Consider the following 24,924-nt stretch of genomic DNA (forward strand, 5'->3'; position numbering starts at 1 on the left):
TTAGGAAATATCGTAGAATTTTTAGAATATCTTTCTTGTTCTCCATAATACCGCGTGATAAAATCCTTAATACGTTACTATTATTTTTTTCAGTAGTTTGTCGTAATACTATATGATTTTAATCACAAAAAAAAAGACGGAATATAGGAGCAGTTAATCAAGGAGGATAAGAATGGAAACATTACACATTATGATTCCCAATGCGGACAGTGTAAACGAATTTGTAGAGCTTACAGGAGAATTCAATTTTGATATGGATTTATGCGACGGAAACCGTTGCGTAGACGCAAAATCCATTTTAGGAATTCTGTATCTTGGGGTAGGAAAGGTTCATAAGCTTTCCGTACCGGAAGAGCGCGTAAAGTTCGTAGAGGATAAGCTCTCGACTTTTGTAGTATCCGAATAAGATTAATAAAACAAAAAGAGCTACAGAAAAGATTGTAATTCAGTTCTGTAACTGTATAGCCGGTCTACCGACAGGGGTAATCTGAGCCCGCGGGTACTTACGAAAAACGAATATTATGAAGTTTTTCGTTTAGTATCCCCTGCAGGGCGAGGTTAGCGGGAGCGTGCTCCTAAGGTAGACTTGCTATACAGTAAAGAACGAACTCTTTTCTGTAGCTCTTTTTTATTCTTAACGAGATATCGCACGCGTAGTGTGCGATATCTCGTTTTCTAATCCTTGTAAAGTTTAAAAGTCTATGAGGTAAATCTTTCCTGTCTTTGCTCTTAACCTACTGGAAAGGATACCATTTTCCGTATAACGCTTGGTTTGTCCGGCATTGTAGCCTCTTCCATCGGTTTTCAGTACTCTTCGAATCTCCATCTTATCCGTAATGGATGCCCTCCACAGGGGGATATCCAAAGTACAGTCCTCATCTCCGCAGTATATAATAATCAGAGCGATTTGATTTTCACTGCATCGAAGATAGGATACCCAGTTTTTTCCACTTTTCAGGAGCATAAGATTTCCGTTTTTTAAGGCAGGTGAAGCCTTTCTGTGAGAAATCAAATACCGATGATATTCTAAAAGCTCCAAATCTTCCTTTCCCCAAGGATAGGGTCTACGACAATCCGGCTCAGTCCATCCGTATACGCCTACTTCATCACCATAAAACAGGGTAGGTGCTCCCGGCCAAGTAAACAAAAGCATACTGGCCAGACGGAAAAGCCCGTAGTCAATGCCGATTCCCGCATCATCAAAGCCATCTTTCATTCTTCCGGCTCTTCTGTTGGTTCTGGTTAAGAAACGGGAATGATCATGGTTGGACAGCTGATTCATCGCAGCATCCAAGGCATTTTCCGGAAGCTTTGCCATGTTATAACGCATGGTGTTAAAGAATAGCTCTCCATCTCCGAATTTCTCCGGCTCAGCCCTGTCGGAATGCTTTTCCATACCGGTCAGAAACCAGCTTACCGGCTCCATAAAGGCATCGTAGTTCATAATGCTGTCCCACTCCTGCCCTTTCAGCCAGGCACTGGGATTTCCGTAATGCTCTGCTAAAATTACCGCGTCTTCATTGGCCTCCTTCACGGCTTTTCGGAACTTCTTCCAAAATCTGTGGTTATAGGCTTCACTGTGCCCTAAATCTGCCGCCACATCCAAACGCCAGCCGTCACAGGAAAAGGGAGGACTAACCCATTTTTTGGCAATCCCTAAGATTTCCGCCTCCAGTTTGGGAGCATTTTCGTAATTCAATTTTGGCAGGGTGTCGTTTCCCCACCATTTTTCATAGCTGTCATTTTCCGGCCAATCCTTCTCTTCTTCCTTCGAAAAATGAAAATAATCCAGATAGGGACTGTAATAGCTTTCATAAGCCCCCTTGGGATAGGGTGAATCCTCCCCGGTTTTGTAGAAATAGGAAGCATTCATATAGCGATGGAAGGAACCGCAGTGATTAAAAACGCCGTCGATAATCACTCGCATCCCCCTCTTGTGGCAAGCCTCCACAAAAAGTAAGAACAGAGTATCACTGGCCTCCAGATTCTCTTTATCTGTACTGCGAATACTGTACTTGGAGGCTTCTCTATTGTCTGTTCCCCCCTTTGGAAGCACTTTACCCCCATCATTCACAATTCTCCCCAAATGGGGATCAATATGGTCGTAATCCTGGGTATCATATTTATGATTGGAGGGAGACACAAAGAGCGGGTTGAAATAAAGAACCTCTACCCCCAAATGTTCCAGGTAATCCAGCTTCTCCCAAACCCCTTCCAAATCGCCGCCATAAAAACGATGTACATCAAAGGACTCTACAGGGGCATCCCAATCTGAAACCGATACCACGGGACGCCCCAGATAAATATACTCCCTGTCCTCTACATTATTCTTTCCGTCACTGTTTCGGAAACGGTCCACAAAAATTTGATACATGGTGACACCTTTAATCCAGTTCGGAACAAAAAAATCCGGAAAAATGGAAAAAGCGTATTGAATGTCCAAATCTTCCGTCACACCTAAACGATTGTAATGAATGACCTCTTTTCCCTTTTCAATACGAAAATAATAATGCAAAGGTTTATCCTTCAGTTTTATTTCCATTTCATAGTAATCAAAATAGTGATCACTGCTTTCCAACTGCATAGGATAAATCTGCTGTTCATCCGGAAGATAAAGCAAAACTCTATCTACATCCTCTCTTAGGGTACGAAAACGTATGGTCACATCCGAAAAGGCCGGGCTCTCCTCCGGCTCCCGATAAAACCCCTTTCCTATGCTATATAAGGCCTCTCGATTGATTCCTCTTTCCTCCATTTCGGAAATCCTCCTTTACTCCCCCAATCCTGAAAAAAGCGATACCGCCATTCCAGAATTCTTATCAAAACTTTTGAAACTTAAAGAATCACTTCTCCGATATAGTTTAATGCTCTATACTTCTGGGCATAGTCAATGCCGTAGCCTACAACAAAAACATCCGGAACCCAGAATCCCTTGTATTTTACATCTACCTCTACCTCTCTTCTCTCAGGCTTATCCAAGAGAGTACAGATTTCCAAAGAAGCGGGACGCCTTTCCCGAAGCAAATGTTCCAAATGGTGTAAGGTTCTTCCCGTGTCGATAATGTCCTCCACCAATAGAACATTCTTTCCTTCCAAGGGCTCATCCAAATCCTTTACAATCTTTACTACCCCGGAGCTTTGGGTTTGGGAACCATAGCTGCTAACTGCCATAAAGTCCATGGAAACTCCGGGATTGTTTAATTTTTTCGCCAGCTCACACATAAAGGGAGCAGCCCCCTTTAAAATACAGACTAAATGCAGATCCTTCCCGGCATAGTCTCTTCCAATCTCCTCAGCCAGTTCACTTACCCGCTTTTCAATTTCCTCTTCCGAAAACAGTACTCGGATTTTTTCTTCTTTTTCCATATTGAGTCCCTCATTTACTATTTTCCTACAATATTCCGGATTATAAAACTATTCTAAAAGCAGTCGTTTTTGTTCCACTTCCGCCTTCACCCCTTTCGGGAGAGAAAGTCTGCCCCCGTTTCCTCTTTTCAACAAGCGGTCAATTCCATGGTAATGTAGCTTTCCAAATTCTGTGGTATTGCCTCTTAACAAGAAAATGGCTTCCTTATAGATTTCTCTGCGAAAAAGGGCTTTTTCCTTTTTTAATTGAGGAATAGACAGAGAAATGCATTTTCCCCTAGAGCTTTCCTTCCGTTCTCCGTATCGTTCTATCCATTCTGTCGCCTTTTCTTGAAAATAGGCTTCCGTTTCCGAAAAAAGCTCCGCCGCCTCCAGCAAATGCTTAACCGCTCCGGCATTAATCTTCTCCAAAGCAGTTAAAATTTCCAAACGAAGATAATTTCTGGCATAACTTTTGTCCCGGTTTGTGCTGTCCTCCCGATAGGGAATTCCCAATTCCTCCAGTCGCTTCAGAATTTCCTCTTTCCGTAAAGACAGGAGGGGGCGAAGAAGGGTAATCCCGGCCTCTGACAGAAGCTCTTCTGCCTTCATTCCGCTTATTCCGGAAAATCCCGCACCTCTAATCAAATGAAACAATATCGTTTCCGCCTGATCATCCATGTGATGCGCTAAGGCAATCTTAGTTTTTCGGCCACTTTCCGCCTGCCAACGAAGGGCTTCTTCTTTTAAGGCTTTGTAGCGAAGTGTCCTTGCCGCCTCTTCTATTCCCAGCTTATTTTCCTCGGCATAGTCCGGTACGGAACAAGTATATTCCAAAAAAGGCACTCGATATAGCTCTGCCTGCTGCCTTGAAAATGTGGCATCTTCTACAGCTTCATCCCCTCTAATGCCATGTTGCACATGCATGGCTCTAAGAGAAAAAGAAAGATGGTTCTGTAATTCCTTTAAAAAATACAAAAGATACATGGAATCCGCACCGCCGGAAAGAGCCAGCAATATCTGCTCCCCTTCCCGTATCCACTGCTGTTTTTTCACTTGTAAAAATAGCTCGGTATCGATTCCTTTTCTCATTTTATCCCTGTATACAAAGGAAAAACGAAAGAAGAATCTTCCTCTTTCGCTTTTCTCTAATCCTAACCCTATGGCATAGATAAAGTCTATGACATACGGTTTTCCTCTTTCAGTCTTTACTCTTTCGGCCTTACAATAATCTCATCCGGCATCTGCAATCCAAATATCTCTCTTGCCTCTTCCATGATATACTCTTTGGTCTTCACATAGACTTTTTTTTCTTCCAGAGCTTTAGCTCGTTGCTCTTCCTTACTGTACTCCTCAGCCAAACTCTCTTCCATAGCAAGATAATTTTTATTTTTCTCCGTAAGCTCTCTGCCTCGAACAAAAATAACAATAGCAAGAAGGGCTACCACCATGAACAATCCCAGGACAGTAACCCCATGTTTAAACACTTTTCTTTTCTGTTTCTCTTGCTTTCTCATAGATATTGAAATAGCTCTGCCGCCTCATCCTTTCGCACAGTCTCTTGCACCGACAATACCTTGGCTTCTACTGCTTTTTCTCCGAAACGAATGCTGATGACATCTCCTACCTTTACGTCGTAGGAAGCCTTCTGCACTTTCCCGTTAACAGATATTCGACCGGTATCGCAGGCTTCATTAGCAATTGTGCGTCTTTTTATGAGACGAGATACCTTCAAATACTTATCCAGTCGCATGAAATTAGTTCACGCGATCCTTTAAAGCCTTACCTGCCTTGAATCTTGGAGCCTTGGAAGCAGCAATCTTCATAGTCTCTCCGGTTCTTGGATTACGTCCCTCTCTTGCAGCTCTCTCAGAAACATCGAAAGTTCCGAAACCGATAAGCTGAACCTTATCCCCCTTCTCTAAAGCCTCAGAAATGGCATCAAAAACAGCCTCAACTGCTAATCCCGCATCCTTCTTAGATAACTCTGCCTGCTTTGCTACTGCGGAAACCAAATCTACTTTATTCATCTTTCATCCTCCATAATCGCCGATTTTTCGGCGTAGTCTTGTTACTTGGGGCACAACTCCCCACATACGAGTGCATTATAACTTTCTCCTTTTCTCCTGTCAATGAAAGCCTTGTATTTCCATGGATTTCCTATGTTTTTTCTCTATTTTTGTAAAAAATTTGATAGTTTTTCTTTCTTTTTAAGGGGAAAGTGGGAGAAGCAGGGCTTCTGCTATTTCCTTTGCTTTTTCCATACTTTCCTGAATTTTGGGCAAATCCCGCAAATTCTTCTTTTTATATAAAAGCTTGGGACTCTCTCCATTTACAAATCGAATCTCCCCCCGGGACTCGGAAATCAAGGTAGGAATGGCAGCGGTATTGATTTTCGCCTTAGGGAAGAATAAAAAGTGAATTTCTCCCCTCTTGATCTTGCACTCCGTTACCCCTATTTTATGAAGCAGATTTCGAAGGCTTGCCACCTGGAAGAGATTTTCCACCTGATAGGGAAGATCTCCGTAACGGTCTGTCAGCTCATCCTCCAAATCCATCTTCTCTTCTTCACTGCTTAAAAGAGCAATTTTTTGATAAGCCTCCAGCTTCTGTTCCTCATTTTCCATATAGTTTTCCGGAATAAAAGCGTCCAGATCCACATCCAGCTGGGTTTCAAAGTCCTCCTCTTCCTGCTTTTCTCCCTTTTCCAAAAGTACCGCATGGCGAAGCAACTTGGTATAGAGCTCATAACCCACCGCCTCCATGTGGCCGTGCTGCTCTGCTCCCAATACATTTCCCGCCCCGCGGATTTCCAGGTCTCTTAAAGCAATACGAATTCCGGAGCCCAGCTCCGTAAATTCCCGGATAGCCTTTAAGCGCTTTTCCGACTCTTCTGTAAGGCTTTTTCCTTTTTTATATAGTAAAAATGCATAGGAGGTTCTGTTGGATCTTCCTACCCTGCCTCGAATCTGGTAAAGCTGGGAAAGCCCCATCTTATCCGCATCTTGAATAATCAGGGTATTGGCATTGGGAATATCCAGTCCGGTTTCAATAATGGTGGTGGATACCAGCACATCTATTTCTCCGGCAATAAAGGAAAGCATGATTTCTTCCAGCTCCTTCTCTCCCATTTGCCCGTGAGCATAAGCAATACGAGCCTCCGGAAGCAGTTTTTGCAGGCGAAGCGCCGTATCCTCTATGCTTTTCACCCGATTATGCACATAGTAAACCTGACCGTTTCGCCGAAGCTCTCTGGAAATGGCCTCCCGAATGGTGCCCTCCTCCTCTTCCATTACATAGGTTTGGATGGGAAGTCTGTCCATGGGAGCTTCCTCCAGTATGGAAAGGTCTCGAATACCCACCAAAGACATGTGGAGAGTTCTGGGAATAGGGGTTGCGGAAAGGGTAAGCACATCCACATTTTCCTTTAAGGACTTGATGCGCTCCTTATGCTGTACCCCGAAGCGCTGTTCCTCATCCACCACCAGAAGCCCCAGATTTTTAAAATGCACATCCTTGGAAAGTAATCTGTGAGTTCCTACTAAGATATCAATTCGTCCGCTGGCAAGCTGTTCCAGGGTCTTATGGACTTCCTTTTGACTCTGAAAACGGGAAAGAATTCCCACTTCCACCGGAAAGCCCTTCATTCTCTCCACAAAGCCATTGTAGATTTGCTGGGCCAAAATGGTGGTGGGGCAAAGGTAGGCCACCTGCTTGGAGTCCTGCACCGCCTTAAAGGCTGCCCTAAGCGCTATTTCTGTCTTTCCGTAGCCCACATCCCCACAAACCAGCCGGTCCATGATTTTCTCACTTTCCATGTCTTCCTTGGTGGCTTCAATAGCCAGAAGCTGATCTCCGGTTTCCTCGTAGGGAAAGGCCTCCTCAAATTCTCTTTGCCAAACCGTATCCTTTCCAAAGGGGTAGCCTCTCTCTTCCTGCCTCTTGGCATAGAGAGCCAAAAGCTCCTTGGCGATTTCCCGCACCGCCCCCTTAACCTTGGACTTGGTTTTCTGCCATTCTGAACCGTTTAGGCGATTTAATTTAGGAGCCTTCGCCTCCTTTCCGGCATATTTCTCAATACCGTCCAATTTATTTACCGGCAAATACAGATTCCCCCCGTCTCCGTAGAGAATCTTTAAATAGTCCTTGCTGACGCCATCCGTTACGATTCGCTCAATGCCCTCATAAATGCCGATACCGTGGCTTTCATGCACTACATAGTCTCCCTTATGGAGCTCCGTCAAAGAACCGATATGGAGACTTTCCACCTGCTTTTTCTTCCGACGTTTTCTTCCTGCAAGGCTTTGCCCATATAGGTCCTGCTCCGTCATTACCAGAAGCTTTTCCTTAGGCAAATAAAAGCCCTTTCGAAGATACCGGGGCAATACCCTTATGCTTCCCGCATTTTCCGTGTCCTCTCCCTCTTCCCTGTCTTCGGAAAGTCTATCCGGACAATAGGCGGAAAGCCCCTCCTTTCTTAACTCTTCCGCCAGACGGGAGGCTCTGCTTTGAGAAGGAGAATACAAAGAGATCCGAACCTTCTCCTTCTTATATTTTTCCATATCCCCCTTAAACTGGGCAAACTGCTTACCGTAAAAGGGAATTTCTCTACATTCAACAGAAATGGATTTTAGCGGATTTTCAAAGACCTCCCCCCATTCGGAAAGTCCTCCAAGGCTTGAAAAGAAGAAGATGGGGCGGGAAGCACATTCCTCCATGAGAGTCCTCACAGAGAAAAGGTCTAATGGCCTTTGATCCTTCTCCTGATTTGCCTCCGTTTTTTCCGCTTCAGCCCTTTGGGAAAAGTAGGCGATAAATTCCTCCTCTACCCTTTTTCCCTCTTCTAAAACTCTCACCGGCTCATCCACAATCACCAGACAATCCTTAGGAAGATAATCTAAAAGAGAAAAAGCCTTTAAGGAAGAGGGCTTTCCCTGCTCGGACACCGGGTAAATATTGGCTTCCTCCACCTGTTCCAAAGAACGCTGGCTTTCCAAAGAAAAATACCGAAGGCTGTCCACCTCATCATCAAAAAATTCTATTCTAAGGGGCTCCTCCATTTGGTTGGAAAAGACATCCAGGATTCCTCCCCTAAGGGAATACTCTCCTCTGCTCTCCACCTGGTCCACCCTCTGATATCCAAGGGAATGAAGACTTTCTTGCAAACTCTCCAGAGAAAGAGTCTGTCCCAGATGCACCGTAAACACTGCCTGACGGAAGGCATTTTTTCCCTCCAACTTTTCCAGCATTGCCGGAAGAGTAGTCACAAGCACTCCCTCTTCCTCCTCCACCAGCTGCCTAAGGCACTCACTTCGCTCTCTACTGATATAGTTTCCTCTGGTATCTGCCTTATAAAAAAGGTAGTCCTTCGCCGGAAAAAGCAGGCAATTCTCCGCAAAGATTTTACCGTCCTGAAGAATTTCCTTTGCCCGCTCCTCCGTCTTACAAAGGTAAAGAATCCATTTTCCCCTAAAGCCAAGAGCCAAAAGGGACTTTAGGGAGTCGGAAATTCCCTCCACAAACAAGGGCTCTTTCTTTTCCAAAGCCTCCGTAAGTGCAAAAAAAATCCGGGTTTTACTCGCCGGATTTTTTGGTAGAAGAATGCCCTCCTCCGGCATTTTTTCCAGATTATGCATCAGCCTCTTCCTTTCCCTTCTTCTTTTGATTAAACTCGTTCATGGCCTGATCAATCCCCTTTTCCACGATGGCAATGCAGGCTTTTGCCGCTCTCTCATAGGCATCTTCCATCTCCGCCTGTTCTTCCTTGGAAAATGGAGAAAGCACATGGTGGGCAAGATCTTCCTTCTCTCCCTTGGCCCCCACCCCTAAACGGATTCTGGGAAACTCTTCACTATGCAGGTGGGCGATAATGTTTTTCAGCCCGTTATGCCCTCCGGCAGAACCCTTCTTCCGGATGCGAATGTCTCCGGGGGCAAAGGAAATCTCATCGGAGAGCACCAGAATCTGCTCCTTGGGAATCTTAAAATACTGAGCCAGAGGCACGATGGATTCCCCGGAAAGGTTCATATAGGTTAGGGGCTTTAAAAGAAGTACCTCTTCGCTGCCAATTCTGGTCTTGGTATAGGCACCACGAAATTTGGTGCTTTCCAAAGACAGGTTTCCCAGCTCCTTACAAAGCACATCAATCACTGCAAAACCGGCATTGTGTCTTGTGCCCACATATTTTTTCTCCGGATTCCCTAATCCTGCAATTAACCACATTTTCTTCCCTCTCTCTATTCTTAAGCTCGATTAAAGCACAAGGCGTATTATAGAGGGTTTTTCCAAACGAATCAAGGTGGAAGCCTCGTAGCGAAGAACTATAAGCGATATAGACCACGCTCTGATGCAGTATGGACCTGTAAGCGGGGCACGCTCCCGCTAACCTCGCCTCGTAGCGGATACTAAGCGAAAAACACAGTTTCTGTGTTTTTCGCAAGTACCGACGGGCTCAGATTGCCCCTTTTACAGGCCCATACTGCATCAATCGCTTCAGCTTTGGAATTCTTACAGTTCTTCACTGTTCTATGGTTCAGGGATTTGGAGCAGTTCCAAGTGGGACAAGGAAAAAAACAAGGACTATCTCAATAAATACTAACGCAAGCACAAGTATAAAATAGGCTAAAGTGACTTATCAGCCTATTTATGATATAATATATCTTAACAATAAAACGGATAAGGGGTAATAATATGGCAATTTCTTATAAACCATTATGGCACTTATTGGTAGAAAGAGAAATGAACAAAGAAGACTTAAAAGGAGCTGCAAACATAACAAGTAACATAGTTTCTAGAATGAGCAAAAACTCTTATGTGAACTTAGAATCATTAGAAAAGATTTGCCTGGCATTGGATTGCAGAATTGAAGATGTTATAGAAATTCATAGAAATGAGGTGGAATAAAATGAAGAAAATATTTTTTAGAAAGGAGGAAATAAAGTGAGTCAAGAAAATAAGATAAGTCAATCTTGCTGAGGTTCAATACAAAAAACCACTGGTACAGTGGAAGAAAAAGCAAATTGCCCCAAATGTCACAAAAGAGGAGAAAAGGTTAAGAATATAACTGTAAAGCATATGGTATCAGAAAACCTTATGGGAAAGGTTGTAGATGAAGAAACTTACTATTTATGTATGAATGAAGATTGTGATGTCGTGTATTATAACTTAAACAATGAAAGAGTTTTTTATAAGGAAGATGTAAAAGTTCCTATATGGTTTAAAAAGGATGCAAATCCCAAATATATATGCTATTGCAACCAAGTTACAGAGCAACAAATTATAAATGCTGTTTTAGATGATGGTGCAAAGAATATTAAAGATATTATTAGACTTACAGGGGCAATGAAAAATGGAAAGTGCGAAATTAACAATCCTTTGGGAAAATGCTGTAGTCCTTTTATTCAAGAAACCATCAATAAGGCATTAAAAAGCAAACAAAAGTTTGCGAAACATAATTTATAAAGTACGTCACAACAGTAATAAAATTAAAAATAATAAAAAACTATAGAATTAAAATTTTAACGGTTCAGATGTAAAAGTCTGGGCCGCTTTTTTATTTTTACCGGAAAGGAGGTCACCTATATGGTAAATGATGAAGTTAATAATAAGGCTATAAATATTGAGATAAAAGTGGCTCAGTATTCAGCAAAGGCTATTTTAAAAGCTATGAAAAAGATTATAGAAGATGCCGATGAAAAAAGCCAACCACTTGCAGATTATATTAGTGAAAAAAGAAAAACTAATTCAAGGAAACTTAAGGATATGGTAAAGAAAGGTAAGCTGGAAAATATTGATGAGCAAATCGAAAATAAATTCTATGCTTTTAAGGATTACGCATATAGGCGTAAAATAAATTGGGGGTTTGTTAGAGATAAAGATACAAGACTTTATATTAACAATACAAACTACACAAAAGAAATGAATAATGAAAACTGGAAAAGGCTAGAAGATTTATTTTAATGAGGTGTTAAATGATAGAAAACAATATTCCAAAAGTATTTATATCATATTCGTGGGAAAGCAAAGAACACTCTGATTGGGTTAAATCTCTAGCAGATAAATTGTTAGCAGATGGTATTGAAGCCATAATAGATAGCTATGATGTAAGTCCAGGGGATAGACTTCCAAAATTTATGGAAAGCTCGATAAGAGATAGTGATTATGTAATTATAATTTGCACTGAAGAGTATAAAAGGAAAGCTAATAATAGAGAAAAAGGTGTAGGTTATGAAAGTCATATAATATCTGCGGAACTCTACAATAATCACAATGATAGGAAGTTTATTCCAGTCATTAGACAAGGAGATTTTAATTCAGCTTTGCCTACTTACCTAGATGGAAAACTTGCAATAGATTTAAGAGGTAATCCATTTAATGAAGATTCATATAAGGATCTTATTGCATCAATATTTAAAGTTAAAAAGAAACCTAAAGTAGGTATAAGACCATATTATGTTGATGAATATGAACCAATAACAATTGAGGGAGACGATATAAAAATAGTGGGCATTATAACAAATGAAGTTACCTTGCCAAAAAATGATGGAACAAGAGGTTCTGCTTTGTATAGAATCCATTTTAGATTATCTAGCAAACCAACTAGCACATGGTCTGAATTGTTTTTAAGAAATTGGAATTACCCACCAAGTTTTACATCAATGCATAGACCTGGAATAGCTAGAGTTGAATCTGATAAAATCATTTTAGATGGAACAACAATCGAAGAGGTAAAACAATATCATAGAGATACCTTAATCTTGTGTGTAGAAAAAACAAATGAAGAAGAAAAACAATATAGAAGAAGAGAAGAACAATTAAAAAGAAAGAAGCAAGAAGAAATAGAAAATCATTATAGAAATATAGAAGATATTTCAAAAGACTTAAAATTTTAATTGTGACACTTTGAAAGGGATAGCAGAAATGATATCTCTTTTTTATTTTAACGAAAGACTAACTATTAATAGTCAAGCATAAGATTAAGATTTTTAGAATAAAATACGGAAACGTATTTTAGATAGATTAGTACATTGAAAACTGTATGACGAATAGAGCATCAGCGATGATGCTCTCAGAAAAGATTATGAGCTAATTTAACTTATAAAGGCTGATATGACGTATGGGTTATTTCCATCCGAAAGATGGTTCTGACAAGCTTTTTAATCACATGGCTTATTGCGACATAATGAGATTCTTATAGTCCTTCATTGCTCTTGTGCTCAGTAAGTGCGGTGGACTGGATTGCCCCTTTTACAGGCCTATACTGGATCAATCGCTTTAGCTTTGGGATTCTTATAGTCCTTCACTGCCTCAGAGCTTAGAACGCTCCCATACTTTACATATCTCCTTACCAACTTTGCTAATACTATCATTTGTTTTCATTGTTAAAGCGGTTCTACTGCAATATTTGCAGCCTCGAATACTTCTTTTACCTTATCAAAATCACTGCTCATAAGGTTAGCTTTTTTTAGATTTGGAAATTGCTGTAGTTCTTCCAAAGTGATTTCATTTAGGTCAAAACTGTCGTCTTCTCCATCCCACTGGGGAATAATGTTCATGTACACATCATTCCCGCCGTCCATGTAGAGCATTTCCACATAGGGGGCAAAGTTCTTTGGAATTTCCATTTCCTTAAAGAAATTCATCGCAGGTTCTATAATGGCATCACTGTCCGTATCGATATTTTTGCCTTTATATTGGTCGGCAAAAGCATAGATATCAAATTCCGGCTTCAGCAAATGCAGGTCATACATCAAGACTTGAATAATCGCTAATTTGAAATTCAAAGTATCAAAATGGAGAATATCGCTTTCACTTTCTTTAGTAAAACTTGGCAAAGCCGACTCTTTGCCAGCAGTATTTTCTCTACTGGTCACAATCTTAGCCAGTTCAGCTTTAAGATAATTATTTTTATAGCTAAAAGCAGCCGTCAAAGGGATTATAAAAACAGGTAAGAACACAATGATTCCTGTAAGTGCAAGACCTTGAGAGTGATTTCCCGTATGTCCGCCTTCCGAAATGCGATTCAAAAAGTCTGCTACCCTAGTGAAGATTTCTCCTCCTACAACGAATAGCAAAATGAACTCTAAAGTCAATAAGCCCAAAATGATAATCATCATTCTCTTTGCAGCCTTATCACATATTTCTATTTTGCTTTCTATGCTGATGGATTCAGCACCGGATATATTGGAAAACCACTTTTCTGCTCTTTCCTCTCTCGTCATAATGAATCTCCTGTGCAAATATAACTTCCCTCTAATTTTGCAACAGTATTATACAAAATTCACTTTATTTTCTCTATAGCAAAACTCTCCCATCATTTACAAATAGCATCCGACAAGTTAAAGCAACTAATGCAATATAGATCTGTAAAGGGGCAATCTGACCCATCGATACTTGCCGGATGCGAAAGACTCAGAATTAGTGAAGGACTGTAAAAACCAACAAGTTTCAGCGACTGATGCAGCATATCCCTGTAAAAGGGGCAATCTGAGCCCGTCGGTACTTGCGAAAAACACAGAAACTGTGTTTTTCGCTTAGTATCCGCTACGAGGCGAGGTTAGCGAGAGCGTGCCCCACTTACAGGTCTATATGGCATCAGAGCGAATATCTATAATGTATAGCCTTTCACTACGACAAACTAGGTTGTAAAGAGCGCCCCCAATACAGGTCTATACTACAACAGCGCCGGCAACTTTATTCTTCACCGCCTTCTTTTTCTTTTCTGCGAAAATCAGCACTCTATCCAAAATGCCTAAAAGTGAGGGCATGAGGAAGATTACGAAGAAGAGAGAACATACGGCGCCTCTTCCGATCAATTTTCCCAGCTGACCAATGGCCGGAACGGAGGAGATAAAGGAAATCACATAGCCTACTACCGCCAAGATGGTTCCGGAAACGAATAGGGAGGATAGGCTCTTTTCAATGGAAGCGATAATGGCTTCCTTTCTGCTCTTTTTCTCTCTTTCCTCCTTGAAGTGATCCAAGGTCAAGATGGCGTAGTCCACCGTTGCGCCCAGCTGAATACTGGACACGATAACATAGCCGATAAAAATCATATTGGTGCCTTCCAGGAAGGAGAAGGACATATTGCTCATAATGGCCAGTTCGATAGGAATCATTGCCACTACGGCAAAGACTACCGACTTGAAGGAAAGCATTACCACCAGGAAGATGATAATCATGGACAGGGTATTTACCTTAGCATTATCTGTGCGAAGGATATTTTCCATATCCATGGTGGCAGTGGTATCTCCCACCAGATAGCTGTCCTCTCCGGTGTAAACCTTTAAAATCTGTCGAATGGTGTTTACCGCCTTATAGGATTCCTGACTTTCTCCGGGAAGGTTTAAGGTAATGACCATTCTGCTGTAGCCGTCTTTTCTGACTAAATCCAAGGAGGACTTCGGTACCATAAACTCCGGTACTCCCTCCGGTAATAATGAACTTAAGGACTGCACATTTTCCACATAGGGTAGGGAAGTTAAAAGATTTCCCAAGGCCTTCTCTCTATCATTTCTTCCCTCCGGATAAAGGGCAATCAAGAGATTTTCTTCTCCGAAAACCCCATTAATTTCTTCTTCCATTTCGGAAATTTTCGTGCCTTCTCCCTTTACCACCGCACCGTTACTGAAGCGGAAGTCATTCATCCCCTGCATGATATTCAAGGGATAAACCAAAAGAATGGTCAGTATCAGTACAAGGGGGCTCAGCCTATAGGCAAGCTTTGCCAAGGGCTTAAAGGAGGGAACAAAGGGCTTGTGTCTGGTCTTTTCCACAAAATTCCACATCCGAAGCAAAAGAGCCGGCATAAAGAAAATAACTGTTAAAAGGCTAAATACCACACCCTTTGCCAGCACGATTCCCATATCCTTACCGATGCCGAAGCTCATGGCACAGAGAGCCAGAAAGCCTCCCACGGTGGTCAGAGAAGATGCCAGAATTGTGCTTAAGGATTTTCCTACCGCATAGGACAGGGCCTTTTCCTTATCCATGCCTTTTTCAAGACCTGTTTCAAAGGAGTGAAGCAGGAAGATGGCATAATCCATGGATACTGCGATCTGCAAAATTGCCGCAACGTTATTGGTGATAAAGGACACCTTTCCTAAGAAAACATTGGTTCCCCGGTTTAGTCCCACCGCCAGGAGAATGGTAATCAGGAATAAGAAGGGCTCTCCGTAGGAATTGGTCATTATAATCAGAATCAGGAAAATAAAGCCAAGTCCCAGGCCTAAAATCAAGCCCATTTGGCTGCTTACCTGTTCCTCCACCGTCTTACTTTGTACGGCAAGGCCTGCATACACCGCCTTGTCTCCCAAAAGGCTTTCGATTTCCCTAAGGGTCTTCTTTGTTTGTACGTCACTGTCTCCATTTACAAAGACTACATGAAATAAGGCGTTTCCGTCCTTATAATCTAAATCCTTTTCCTTCTCCTTTTCTTCCATAAATTCAGGAGCATAGGCACTTTTGGAGCCTGTGGAAAAGCTTACCCGGTCTACGCCGGAAATATGCTCAATCTGTTCCTTATAAGAGAGGGCTTCTCCCATGGAAACATCCTTCAGCATGATTCTTGCCGTTCCGGGATAGCCGAAGCTGTCCTCCATTTTCTGAATTCCCTGCTGAGTAAGGGAGGACTCCGGAAGATACTTACTTAAGTCGTAATTTACCTGTACAAAGAGGCAAAGAATCAGGGAAATGCCTAAGAGTCCCCAGAAAACTCGACTGATTTTTTCTCTATATTTAACAATAAAATCTGCACATTTTTCGCTTATACTCATTTACTTCCCTCCTTTGAAAATAGAGGTGATTCCTTTCCATACCTTGTTTGCCACTTGTCTCAGTCTATCCCAGAGGCTAGGCTCTTTCGTTTCTTTAGTCTTTACCGTTTCTTCCTTTACCTCTTTGATTTCTTCGGTACGTAAGGTCACAGCCACATCCACAATATTGTCATTTTCGGAAGGCATTAAGGACTCAATGGGTCTGTTAGGATCAATTTCCAAAACACTGGACTTTTCCCCTACATTTTCATCCCACTTCTTCTCCACAAGGGCTTCCAACTCTCCCTTGGCATTACGAACAGCTCCGGTAGAATCCAAAACAGCCTCTCCGTTTTTCAGCATTTTCTCGGTAGCATTTAAATTATTTTCAATGGAAGTATAGGCCTCCTCTCTCTTTCCTCGAAGGTAAGCATCCTGCTCTTGCAGGGTTCCTCGTAAATCCTCCATGGTTTTCTGACTGTTCTCCAAAAGCGTGTTTAAGTTCCTGCCGGTTTCCTCTCCCTTCTCCGCATAGCTTTTCAGGGTTTCCTGCAATCTCTTCACATCTTCAATGTTGTCTTCCAAAACGGAAAGACTCTCTTTAGAGTTTGTCAGTCCGGAATGGGCATTGGAGGAAAATTCCTTTAAGGCAGGACTTAGCTTTTCCATTGCAAGCTTCTGCATCTCCGCCTCTGTACCGACCTCCTCTGCCTGCATAGAAATATATTCCTGCACCAGAGCCATAATCTGATCCTTCAAAGGAGAGCCCTCCAGCTTAGCCGATAAATTCGCTAAGCTGTTCTGTACGGATCCCTGCTTTTTTGCGGAAAGTAAGGCTTCCACCTGACTAAGACTCTGCTGTGCCTTATCAATCTCTGTCTGACCGGGTACATCTCCCCGAAGGGCTACCAAAGAATCCTCCAACTCAAGCATGGCATTTTGCAAACGATTCATATTGCTCTGGCTTTCGCTGATATTGTTCTTGGTATCCCGACTCAGTCCGTTGAAATCCTCCACATTTTCCGTAAGAGGGCTAATGCTGCTATTCACAGTCTCCATATCCTGATAGATTTGGTCTCTATTGTTTTGATAAGCTCTTCCCTCTTCCTGTGTCTTCCGAAGTAGAGCTTCACTGTTGTTAATGTTTTTCTGCATCGCTTCCACGGATTTCTGAGAGGCATCCAAGGAATCCAAAAGGCTGTTTCCGGCGTCCTTCAGGGCGCGGTAGGAGTCCTCCGACTCTTCCTTTGCCTCTCGTAAATCCGTAATTTTCTCCACCTGAGAGGAACGAAGGGGAGCCATCTGAAATTGTAAACCGGAAAAACTAAAGGAGTTGCTTCCCACCTCAATGGTAAAGTCGTCTTCCTCTCCGGGAAGGAGGACGAAAATCACTTCCTTCTTCTCTCCCAAGGATACCACCTGAGCCTTCTCTGCCTTTAGGGATAAAATGTCCTCTGCGCTAAAGCTACTTTTAGCCATCAGCACATAGTTTTTCGCTGCATAATCCTGGGCATTGGGATTCTTTTTAAACTGCACATGAATTTTCACCAAGCCCTTCTCTCCCGCAAGAGTTTCCGGCTGTACCTCCAAACCATTCAGCTCGTAGCGAATCTGAATACTCCAAGGCAAGAGACCGTAGGGTTCTGACGTTTCCCCCTCCAAAAAGAGAGAGTCTACATTTCCCTTGGACAGGTCTAAGGTATGCTGATTTCCATTGGACTCTACCGCTACACTGTTGCTAAGATTTTTTACATTTTCATAAGTTCCGTAATCTGTAAGACTGGAATAGCCCTTGGTTTCATACTCTCTTACCAAAGAGCCCTGCTTGAATTCTCCGGTGGGGCTTAATAAGGCATAGTAGTTCTCGTGATAGCGAGGTTTTTGCACCTCTGCCAAAGCCGAGATGGACAAGGCAAGGACCTGACTTAAACAAAGAGCAATACAAACTGCTCTTTTCCATTGCTTATTCCTTTCACTGCTCCTTTGCTTACCATTTCGAGTATTCTTCTGATTACCGTTTTGATTGCTTGCTATTGCTCTATTGTAAATTCTCTGATTTTTCATGCTTGTACCCTCCTTGTTCTATACGATTCCAATGCTACTTTTGTCTTTAAAGCACTTCTGCTTTCAAAACCTTTTCCCATACTGTTTTACTCATACTATTTCAATGCTTATTTCTTTGTTTTTCTCCTTTTTTTGCTATACTAAAAAGAAAGCCATGAGCAACAGTAGCTATCCTAAGCCTTTGGCAAAGGAAAAAAAACGGACAATATGGGACAAATGTGGTATAAAAATGAAAAAACACGAGTGTAGGGAAAGAACCCAAAGACAGTTGGCAGAAGCCTTGGAATTTTATTTACAAAAAAAGCCCCTGGAAAAGATTACCGTTCGGGAGCTGATTGAAAAGGTCGGCATCAATAGAAAGACCTTTTATTATTATTTTCCGGATATTTACGGACTTTTGGAATGGATGGTAACACAAGAAAGTCAAAGATTGATTTTTGAAATTCAGAATCAGGAGGACTATGAAAATTCCCTTGCCCTGGTTTTTGATTCCATTGAGAAGAACCGTCATTTTGTAAACTGTGTCTATGATTCCATGGGTAGGGATGCTTTGGTTCGTTTCTTAAATAAGGACTTCCGTAAAGTAATCTCCTGGGCCATGGAAAAAGGAATGGAGGATGTCTTGAAGAGGAATGGGGGAAAAATAGCGGAAGCTTCCAATCCCTTGGGCATCGAGCAGAAGTTTTTGGATACGCTGGTGGACAGCTATATCGCCAGTATTGCACAAATTCTACTCTTATATCTTCAAAAAAAGTCCCCCTTTAATAAGCAGGAATGTATTCGATTTATCTTGCGGTATCTGCAGTCCACTATGCCGGCGGCATTGGAGGAATTTGCACGATAAAAAGGGATTATAAAATCAAACCAGATGTTTTTTACTCAATATAGATCTGAATCAGGGCACGCTCCCGCTAGCTTCGCCTCTTTTTCCTAAAGAATATTCAGTAATGGAACGCATTCTATTTATTAATTTATTTATTATACCGATATTACTATAAATGAAATAGTATGCAAAACCGCATGAAATTATTTAAAAGAAAGGGAGATGGGTTAAGAGGTAAAACTATGACAGTAACTGAAATGGCGAATTATGCCCTTAAAAAACAGGATTATGAGAAAGCCACTTCTAAACAAGGCTCTTCCGATAGCGATGGGAATCAATCTATTTCCGACTTAGAACGATCCTATCGAAATGTAGAAGCTACCGGTGGAGACAGATGGTTATGTGGTTGGAACCCCGATGTGGAGCCGAAGCATATTGTACCTTTAAGTAAAGATATTGAAGATTTAGTGAAACACCAAATCAGAGAAAGATATTTAAAGGAACAGGGAGGTAGCTCCTTCGAGAAAGTCCATAGTTATAACGAAAAATACAAGGCCTATGCAAAGACCAGGAATGGCCCGGAAAGAATATCCGTTCTTTATACCATAGAGGAGTTAAAGTTTTCTGAAATGGATAAAATCATGGGATATATCAAAAGTAAGGTTCCGGGCTGGCATCACCCTAAGCCATATGATCCGGCTATTGTGCAGGAGTACATTAATCAGGAAGAAGGAAAAGACAATAAGGATATTAATATTTCCGTATAAAATGTAAGTTTTACGAGATAAAAGAAGAATCCCTAAAATCAAGCAGTAGATTTCATTTTCTGCTTGATTTTGGGGATTCTTTGGTACCTGCAAGAGCACTTCTCTCATCTCTATTTAAGTCTCTATTTTCGGAAGCATAATCCCTGCTGCCTTTTTATGTATTTCGATACTGCCCGCTTTATAGGCACCTCCGAATTCTCCGTCCAAGGTCCATTCCACCGGCTTTTCCCCCTGAAACTCCAAATAATGGGTTTTGAAAAAGCTCACATAAGGGTGATTCTCCGGGATATCTCCCCGAAGGAGGGTTCCTGCAATCTCTCCCAGCTCTCCGATATTTTTCGGAGAACGAATCAGTAAAACCTCAAATTCTCCGTCCGCCAAATCTATATTCATTTTCTCCTGAAGGTTCTGTCCCGGCAGACCAGAAAAGCCTGCCACGGAATAGGCATTGGAAACGGCGCCAAAAATATACTCTCCCTCTTCGGAAAAATTTTCAGCAGAGAATTTTAGCGGAATACTCTGGCTCATATTTTCCGGTAAGGTACGAAGGGATTCCAGCAAATATGCCAAATGCCCCAAATTGTTCTTTAATTCCTGGTCAGTTCCGTAGCTCACCTTGGTAAAGGCTCCAAAGGCCGCAATATAATTAAAATATTTTCCTTGAAGACTTCCTACATCATAATAAAAGCATTTTCCTTCCACCATAGCCCTCAGATTCTCCTGCAAATCCTTGGGAATTCCTAAAGAGTAGGCAAAATCATTGGTGGAACCGCAGGGAATATAGCCCATGGGAATATCCAACTTCTCTTTCAGAATGGCATTCATAAGATAATGCAGCGTTCCGTCTCCACCGGCACAGACCAGCAAATCATAATCCTTCCCCAACTTTTTTACCAGCTCTTCCGTTCGTAAGTCCCTATGCTTGGGAAGAATAGGAAAAACCGTTACGATACAACCTAATAAGGAAAGACCTTCTACCACCTGATAGCAAAGCTCCTTTCCCTTCCCCTGTCCACTCTGTGCGTTCATTAAAAGCAATACTTTTTTCATGGTTTACCCTCTTAGTTGATGCGGTACATGTTTTTTACTATTAAAAAAGAGGAATCCATCCGCTTGGATATTCTTCCTCTCTTCCTTCTTTTATTATGCGGTCTTCTTAGCCGCAGGACCTAAGTCCTTCATCTTCTGTTCTAAGCGTGCTTCCTTCTCTTTCGCTTTAGCCTGGAAGTCCTTAAAGGTATTCTCTTCTACAACACCTACGAAAACTTCCTGATAATCCGGGCTACCCTTTTCCTGAATCCGCAACACATAACAATCGGAAAGTCCATAAAGTGTTCCCTCTTCTTCAGCATTTCGGAACTCTTCCTCGGGAATAAAGCTAAACTGCTCTCCGTCCTTTACGGTCTTCTTCCATAAACGATTGCGAACACCCTTGTCCTCATCCTGTAGGTAGGTGTTCTTGTAAGCAACAACCTCTACTTCTCCCTTACCGGATACGGAGAATACCGGATTCTCATGGACAATGTAAGCTACTCTGGCAGACTTGCTGACAGGATCGTTTACCTTTCCTTCCACATATTCCACATGAAGCTGTAACTGCTCCTTCGCAAAAGCCGAGAAGGAAAAAAATAAAACGCCAAGAAGGCATATCATTAATAATGAAACTCTTTTTAACATAGAGAACTTACCCCTCACAATGAAAAATAAAGCCGGTATCTCACCGGCTTTATCAGTATATCCGTTTTTCGTTATCATGACAATCCACGGGGAAAAAGATACAGAGTTTTGTAAAACTTTCGTAAGAACTTAGAATTTTGAAATGTTCTTCACGAATTCAAGAGATTCTAATTCTTGAATCGTCCATTATACCTTAAGCTTTTTGAGTCCCAAGAGGCATGGATATATTTCTGTTCTGTAAAAGAAGGAACAGAGAGTATCCAATGAAATTTGCCAAAGTATACAAGACTAAATCATTAACATCCACCACAAAAATCGGGGAATGGAATAGGATATTCAAAAGAAGCTGAATACATTCAATACCAAATCCAATCAATACCGCATAGAGAAGTACCTTCTTTTTCTCCTTCACTACGGAAAAGAGAAGTCCCGGTAAGGGAAGAAATGATACTACAATTATAAGATTGGATAGCATGTTGTATCTCAAAAACAAGAACGGATTCAACTCAATATCCTGAAGGATCTGCGGGATGGATAAATCCCTATGGCTTATGCTATGAGGAATGAGATAAATCAACACAAGCAATGCCATATAGTTAATCAATCCCCAGCGATGCCCGTAGCTATACTTTCTCTTTGAAGAAATAAAGTAAATCAGTCCAAGTGCAAAAGCTAAAATAAGCACTCTACTATAAGGATACTGAAAAAGGAAACTAATCATAAGAATCACCCCTTTCAAATTTGTGGAAATAGATTGGAGATGTCCTTCCTTCCAAAATATAATCCAAACTTTCAATGCCTTCTCAATGAAGATAATTGTCCGCCGTACTTTTCACCCGTATGCTATTGTCTATTGTGATAGGTTTTAGCACTTAACTAAAAAAATTGCAATATAATTAAGCTTTCTAAAATATTAAATCTTTATTGACCTAAATCTCCAAGAAAAGTCACTTAATGAAAATGTTTCTACTAAAAGAAAAAATGAGGGAACCCTGTCCCTCATCTTTTTTCATTTTATTCTATTTTTTATATTTGCTATTACTCCAACACTATCTTCATAAAGCTCTTCTTCCCCTTCTGGAGCAAGGGTTCATTCTCCAGTTCGGAAAGGGATAGCTGTCTTCCGATATCCGTAATCTTCTCTCCGGCAAAGCTTACGCCGCCCTGCTGCACATTTCTTCTGGCTTCTCCCTTGGATGGTGCCAAACCGCTCACAACCAAAAGGTTCAAAATGTCGATTCCCTCTGGATACTCTGCCTTCTTTAGGACGCACTTCGGGGTATTTGCAGAATTTCCGCCCCCTGCAAATAAGGACTTGGCTGCTTCCTCCGCCTTCTTAGCTTCCTCCGCACCATGTACCAGCTCTGTCAAATGGTAAGCCAAGATTTCCTTAGCTTTATTCAGCTCTGCTCCTTCCCAGGCATCCATCTTCTTGATTTCTTCCATCGGAATGAAGGTCAGGAGGCGAAGACATTTTCCCACATCCGCATCATCCACATTTCTCCAATACTGGTAGAAGTCGTAAGGACTGGTCTTTGCTGCATCCAGCCAAACCGCACCGCTGGCGGTCTTTCCCATCTTCTTTCCTTCCTTATTGGTGAGAAGGGTGATGGTCATAGCATGGGCATCCTTCCCCAGCTTCTTACGAATCAGCTCTGTTCCTGCCAGCATATTGGACCACTGGTCATCTCCGCCGAACTCCATGTTACAGCCGTAGTCCTCATAGAGACGATAGAAATCGTAGCCCTGCATCAGCATATAAGAAAACTCGAAGAAGGAAAGTCCCTGAGCAAGACGGTTCACATAGCATCTGGCTCTCAGCATTTCATTTACGGAAAAATGAGGACCTACCTCTCGCAAGAACTCCATAAAGTTCATATCTCTAAGCCAGTCCGCATTGTTTACCATTAATGCCTTCCCCTCGGAGAAGTCAATGAAACGGCTCATCTGCTTCTTAAAGCAGGCACAGTTATGGTCAATCATTTCGGTGGTCATCATTTGCCGCATATCGGAACGACCGGAAGGATCTCCGATCATACCGGTTCCGCCTCCCACTAAGGCGATAGGCTTATTGCCTGCTGCCTGCAAACGCTTCATCAGGCACAGCGCCATAAAGTGCCCTACATGAAGAGAATCCGCAGTGGGGTCGAAGCCAATATAAAAGATTGCCTTTCCTTCATTGACCATTTTTCGGATTTCTTCTTCATTTGTAACCTGGGCAATCAATCCTCTCTCTTGTAATTCTTCGTAAACTCCCATACTGCTTCCTTCCTTTTCTCATCATTGACTGAGCAGGATCTGTCTTTCTTTCAAAAGAAAAATCCTGCCTGATTTTACATCTCTCTCACGGCGCGGAGTATCTCGTTCTTAAGGAATATCCCGGCAATAGTGTGTGGTATCTCACTTGCTTTCATTCCCTCAAAAATCAAACTGCTCTTGTCGTGCTGTATTAATATTTGGTCTGCTGCTCGTACTCGTAGACATTGGAAATCAAACGAACCGTATCCTCCCAGCCGATACAGGGGTCAGTAATGGACTTTCCGAAGATATGTTCCTCCACCTTGCAAGCCCCTTCCACAAGATAGGACTCCACCATCAGTCCCTTCACAAAGTTGGCCAGCTCCTGGGAATACTTTCTGGAATGCATGATTTCCTGAGCAATACGAAGCTGCTCTCTATGCTTCTTTCCGGAATTACAATGGTTGGTATCCACTACCGCAGCAGGGTTCACCAGATTCCGCTCCTCATAAAGAGAATGTAAAAGCTTTAAGTCTTCATAGTGGTAGTTCTGCACCATTTCCCCGTGCTTATTCTGTAAGCCTCGCATAATGGCATGGGTATAGGGATTTCCGGAGGACTTTACTTCCCATTCCCGGAAAATGAATTCATGGCCATGCTGTCCTGCATAAATGGAGTTTAACATTACTCCTAAGTCTCCTGAGGTGGGATTCTTCATGCCGCAGGGAACATCCACCCCGGAAGCCACCAAACGGTGCTGCTGGTTTTCTACCGAACGGGCTCCCACCGCAATGTAGGACAGCATATCGGACAGGTAGGACAGGTTATCCGGATAAAGCATCTCATCTGCGGTACTGAAGCCTGTTTCCTCCAAAACTCGCATGTGGAGCTTTCGAATGGCAAAAATCCCTTCAATCAGATTGGCGCGCTTTTCCGGATCCGGCTGATGGAGCATACCCTTGTAGCCTTCTCCTGTTGTTCTCGGTTTATTGGTATAGATACGGGGAACAATTAAAATCTTGTCCTCCACCTCTTTGGCAATTTCTTTAAGCTTGTGGCAATACTCCAGTACAGGATCCTCATGGTCTGCGGAACAGGGCCCGATCACCAGCAAAAACTTGTGACTTTCTCCTGTGAAAATCGCCTTAATCTCTTCGTCCCTTTTCGCTTTCTGAGCAATCAGCTCGGAAGACAACGGATACTGTTCCTTTACCTCTGATGCGGAGGGTAACTTATGAATGAATTCTAATCCCATACT

Annotated in this window: 23 protein-coding genes; 7 read left to right on the forward strand and 16 right to left on the reverse strand. The window is 42.1% G+C overall.

Annotation, left to right across the window (positions count from 1 at the left end):
- Positions 1 to 172 precede the first annotated feature (172 nt).
- The gene (locus RDQ32_RS00880) at positions 173 to 406 is read left to right on the forward strand and encodes an HPr family phosphocarrier protein (RefSeq protein WP_183681446.1); all 234 of its coding nucleotides are present in this window, start codon (positions 173 to 175) and stop codon (positions 404 to 406) included.
- Between the two features lie 285 nt (positions 407 to 691).
- Here the strand turns inward: RDQ32_RS00880 and RDQ32_RS00885 are convergent, their stop codons facing one another.
- The 8 genes from RDQ32_RS00885 to pth all read right to left on the reverse strand — a co-directional run bounded on the left by RDQ32_RS00885 (position 692) and on the right by pth (position 9,567).
- Complete coding sequence (locus tag RDQ32_RS00885; RefSeq protein WP_308578769.1) at positions 692 to 2,755, reverse strand: glycoside hydrolase family 13 protein; 2,064 nt, start codon at positions 2,753 to 2,755, stop codon at positions 692 to 694.
- Between the two features lie 80 nt (positions 2,756 to 2,835).
- The gene (hpt, locus tag RDQ32_RS00890; protein WP_007156664.1) at positions 2,836 to 3,366 is read right to left on the reverse strand and encodes a hypoxanthine phosphoribosyltransferase; all 531 of its coding nucleotides are present in this window, start codon (positions 3,364 to 3,366) and stop codon (positions 2,836 to 2,838) included.
- 48 nt (positions 3,367 to 3,414) lie between these two features.
- On the reverse strand, positions 3,415 to 4,437 hold the full coding sequence (tilS, locus tag RDQ32_RS00895) for a tRNA lysidine(34) synthetase TilS (RefSeq protein WP_308578770.1): 1,023 nt from the start codon (positions 4,435 to 4,437) through the stop codon (positions 3,415 to 3,417).
- 116 nt (positions 4,438 to 4,553) lie between these two features.
- Positions 4,554 to 4,832, reverse strand: coding sequence for a septum formation initiator (locus RDQ32_RS00900; protein WP_242650879.1), 279 nt, complete (start codon positions 4,830 to 4,832; stop codon positions 4,554 to 4,556).
- A gap of 26 nt (positions 4,833 to 4,858) precedes the next feature.
- Positions 4,859 to 5,098, reverse strand: a complete 240-nt coding sequence (locus tag RDQ32_RS00905; protein ID WP_007156667.1) for an RNA-binding S4 domain-containing protein — start codon at positions 5,096 to 5,098, stop codon at positions 4,859 to 4,861.
- A 4-nt stretch (positions 5,099 to 5,102) separates the two neighbouring features.
- Positions 5,103 to 5,375 carry an HU family DNA-binding protein gene (locus RDQ32_RS00910; RefSeq protein ID WP_007156668.1) on the reverse strand — a complete coding sequence of 91 codons (273 nt, stop codon included), beginning with the start codon at positions 5,373 to 5,375 and terminating at the stop codon, positions 5,103 to 5,105.
- A gap of 180 nt (positions 5,376 to 5,555) precedes the next feature.
- Entirely contained in the window at positions 5,556 to 8,981 is a 3,426-nt protein-coding gene (gene mfd, locus RDQ32_RS00915; protein WP_308578771.1) for a transcription-repair coupling factor, read from the reverse strand.
- Positions 8,974 to 9,567, reverse strand: coding sequence for an aminoacyl-tRNA hydrolase (gene pth / locus RDQ32_RS00920; protein ID WP_308578772.1), 594 nt, complete (start codon positions 9,565 to 9,567; stop codon positions 8,974 to 8,976). Before pth ends, mfd begins: the two co-directional genes overlap by 8 nt.
- Before the next feature lie 468 nt (positions 9,568 to 10,035).
- On the opposite strand from pth, the gene RDQ32_RS00925 reads away from it, so the two are divergent.
- The 4 genes from RDQ32_RS00925 (at position 10,036) to RDQ32_RS00940 (ending at position 12,236) form a co-directional block, all read left to right on the forward strand.
- Positions 10,036 to 10,248: a helix-turn-helix transcriptional regulator gene (locus RDQ32_RS00925; RefSeq protein ID WP_007156672.1), complete on the forward strand. Its 213-nt coding sequence runs from the start codon at positions 10,036 to 10,038 to the stop codon at positions 10,246 to 10,248.
- A gap of 54 nt (positions 10,249 to 10,302) precedes the next feature.
- On the forward strand, positions 10,303 to 10,806 hold the full coding sequence (locus RDQ32_RS00930; RefSeq protein ID WP_308578797.1) for a Csac_0668 family 2Fe-2S cluster-binding (seleno)protein: 504 nt from the start codon (positions 10,303 to 10,305) through the stop codon (positions 10,804 to 10,806).
- Positions 10,807 to 10,926: 120 nt separating this feature from the next.
- Positions 10,927 to 11,304, forward strand: a complete 378-nt coding sequence (locus RDQ32_RS00935; protein ID WP_007156674.1) for a hypothetical protein — start codon at positions 10,927 to 10,929, stop codon at positions 11,302 to 11,304.
- A gap of 11 nt (positions 11,305 to 11,315) precedes the next feature.
- Positions 11,316 to 12,236: a toll/interleukin-1 receptor domain-containing protein gene (locus RDQ32_RS00940; RefSeq protein ID WP_007156675.1), complete on the forward strand. Its 921-nt coding sequence runs from the start codon at positions 11,316 to 11,318 to the stop codon at positions 12,234 to 12,236.
- Between the two features lie 489 nt (positions 12,237 to 12,725).
- Here RDQ32_RS00940 and RDQ32_RS00945 read toward each other — a convergent pair whose 3' ends face one another.
- The 3 genes from RDQ32_RS00945 to RDQ32_RS00955 all read right to left on the reverse strand — a co-directional run bounded on the left by RDQ32_RS00945 (position 12,726) and on the right by RDQ32_RS00955 (position 18,161).
- A complete protein-coding gene (locus RDQ32_RS00945) occupies positions 12,726 to 13,457 on the reverse strand; it encodes a hypothetical protein (RefSeq protein WP_308578773.1) in 732 nt (243 codons plus the stop codon).
- Positions 13,458 to 14,012: 555 nt separating this feature from the next.
- Positions 14,013 to 16,118 carry an efflux RND transporter permease subunit gene (locus RDQ32_RS00950; RefSeq protein WP_308578775.1) on the reverse strand — a complete coding sequence of 702 codons (2,106 nt, stop codon included), beginning with the start codon at positions 16,116 to 16,118 and terminating at the stop codon, positions 14,013 to 14,015.
- Positions 16,119 to 18,161 (reverse strand): hypothetical protein, encoded by a 2,043-nt coding sequence (locus RDQ32_RS00955; protein WP_308578776.1) that lies wholly within the window; start codon positions 18,159 to 18,161, stop codon positions 16,119 to 16,121.
- A 229-nt stretch (positions 18,162 to 18,390) separates the two neighbouring features.
- Here RDQ32_RS00955 and RDQ32_RS00960 point away from each other — a divergent pair, with 229 nt between their 5' ends.
- Both RDQ32_RS00960 and RDQ32_RS00965 read left to right on the forward strand, forming a co-directional pair.
- Positions 18,391 to 19,005, forward strand: coding sequence for a TetR family transcriptional regulator (locus tag RDQ32_RS00960; protein ID WP_308578777.1), 615 nt, complete (start codon positions 18,391 to 18,393; stop codon positions 19,003 to 19,005).
- A 221-nt stretch (positions 19,006 to 19,226) separates the two neighbouring features.
- A complete protein-coding gene (locus tag RDQ32_RS00965; RefSeq protein ID WP_308578778.1) occupies positions 19,227 to 19,751 on the forward strand; it encodes a hypothetical protein in 525 nt (174 codons plus the stop codon).
- A gap of 114 nt (positions 19,752 to 19,865) precedes the next feature.
- Here the strand turns inward: RDQ32_RS00965 and RDQ32_RS00970 are convergent, their stop codons facing one another.
- The 5 genes from RDQ32_RS00970 to RDQ32_RS00990 form a co-directional block, all read right to left on the reverse strand.
- On the reverse strand, positions 19,866 to 20,801 hold the full coding sequence (locus RDQ32_RS00970) for a diacylglycerol kinase family protein (RefSeq protein WP_308578779.1): 936 nt from the start codon (positions 20,799 to 20,801) through the stop codon (positions 19,866 to 19,868).
- A 93-nt stretch (positions 20,802 to 20,894) separates the two neighbouring features.
- Complete coding sequence (locus RDQ32_RS00975; RefSeq protein WP_308578780.1) at positions 20,895 to 21,428, reverse strand: hypothetical protein; 534 nt, start codon at positions 21,426 to 21,428, stop codon at positions 20,895 to 20,897.
- 193 nt (positions 21,429 to 21,621) lie between these two features.
- Positions 21,622 to 22,149, reverse strand: coding sequence for a VanZ family protein (locus tag RDQ32_RS00980; protein ID WP_308578781.1), 528 nt, complete (start codon positions 22,147 to 22,149; stop codon positions 21,622 to 21,624).
- Positions 22,150 to 22,466: 317 nt separating this feature from the next.
- Positions 22,467 to 23,687 carry a tyrosine--tRNA ligase gene (gene tyrS, locus RDQ32_RS00985; RefSeq protein ID WP_308578783.1) on the reverse strand — a complete coding sequence of 407 codons (1,221 nt, stop codon included), beginning with the start codon at positions 23,685 to 23,687 and terminating at the stop codon, positions 22,467 to 22,469.
- Between the two features lie 190 nt (positions 23,688 to 23,877).
- Positions 23,878 to 24,921: a 3-deoxy-7-phosphoheptulonate synthase gene (locus RDQ32_RS00990; protein WP_308578785.1), complete on the reverse strand. Its 1,044-nt coding sequence runs from the start codon at positions 24,919 to 24,921 to the stop codon at positions 23,878 to 23,880.
- Positions 24,922 to 24,924: the final 3 nt, after the last annotated feature.

Source organism: uncultured Oribacterium sp. (assembly GCF_902481605.1).
Taxonomy (GTDB): Bacteria; Bacillota; Clostridia; order Lachnospirales; family Lachnospiraceae; genus Oribacterium; species Oribacterium sinus.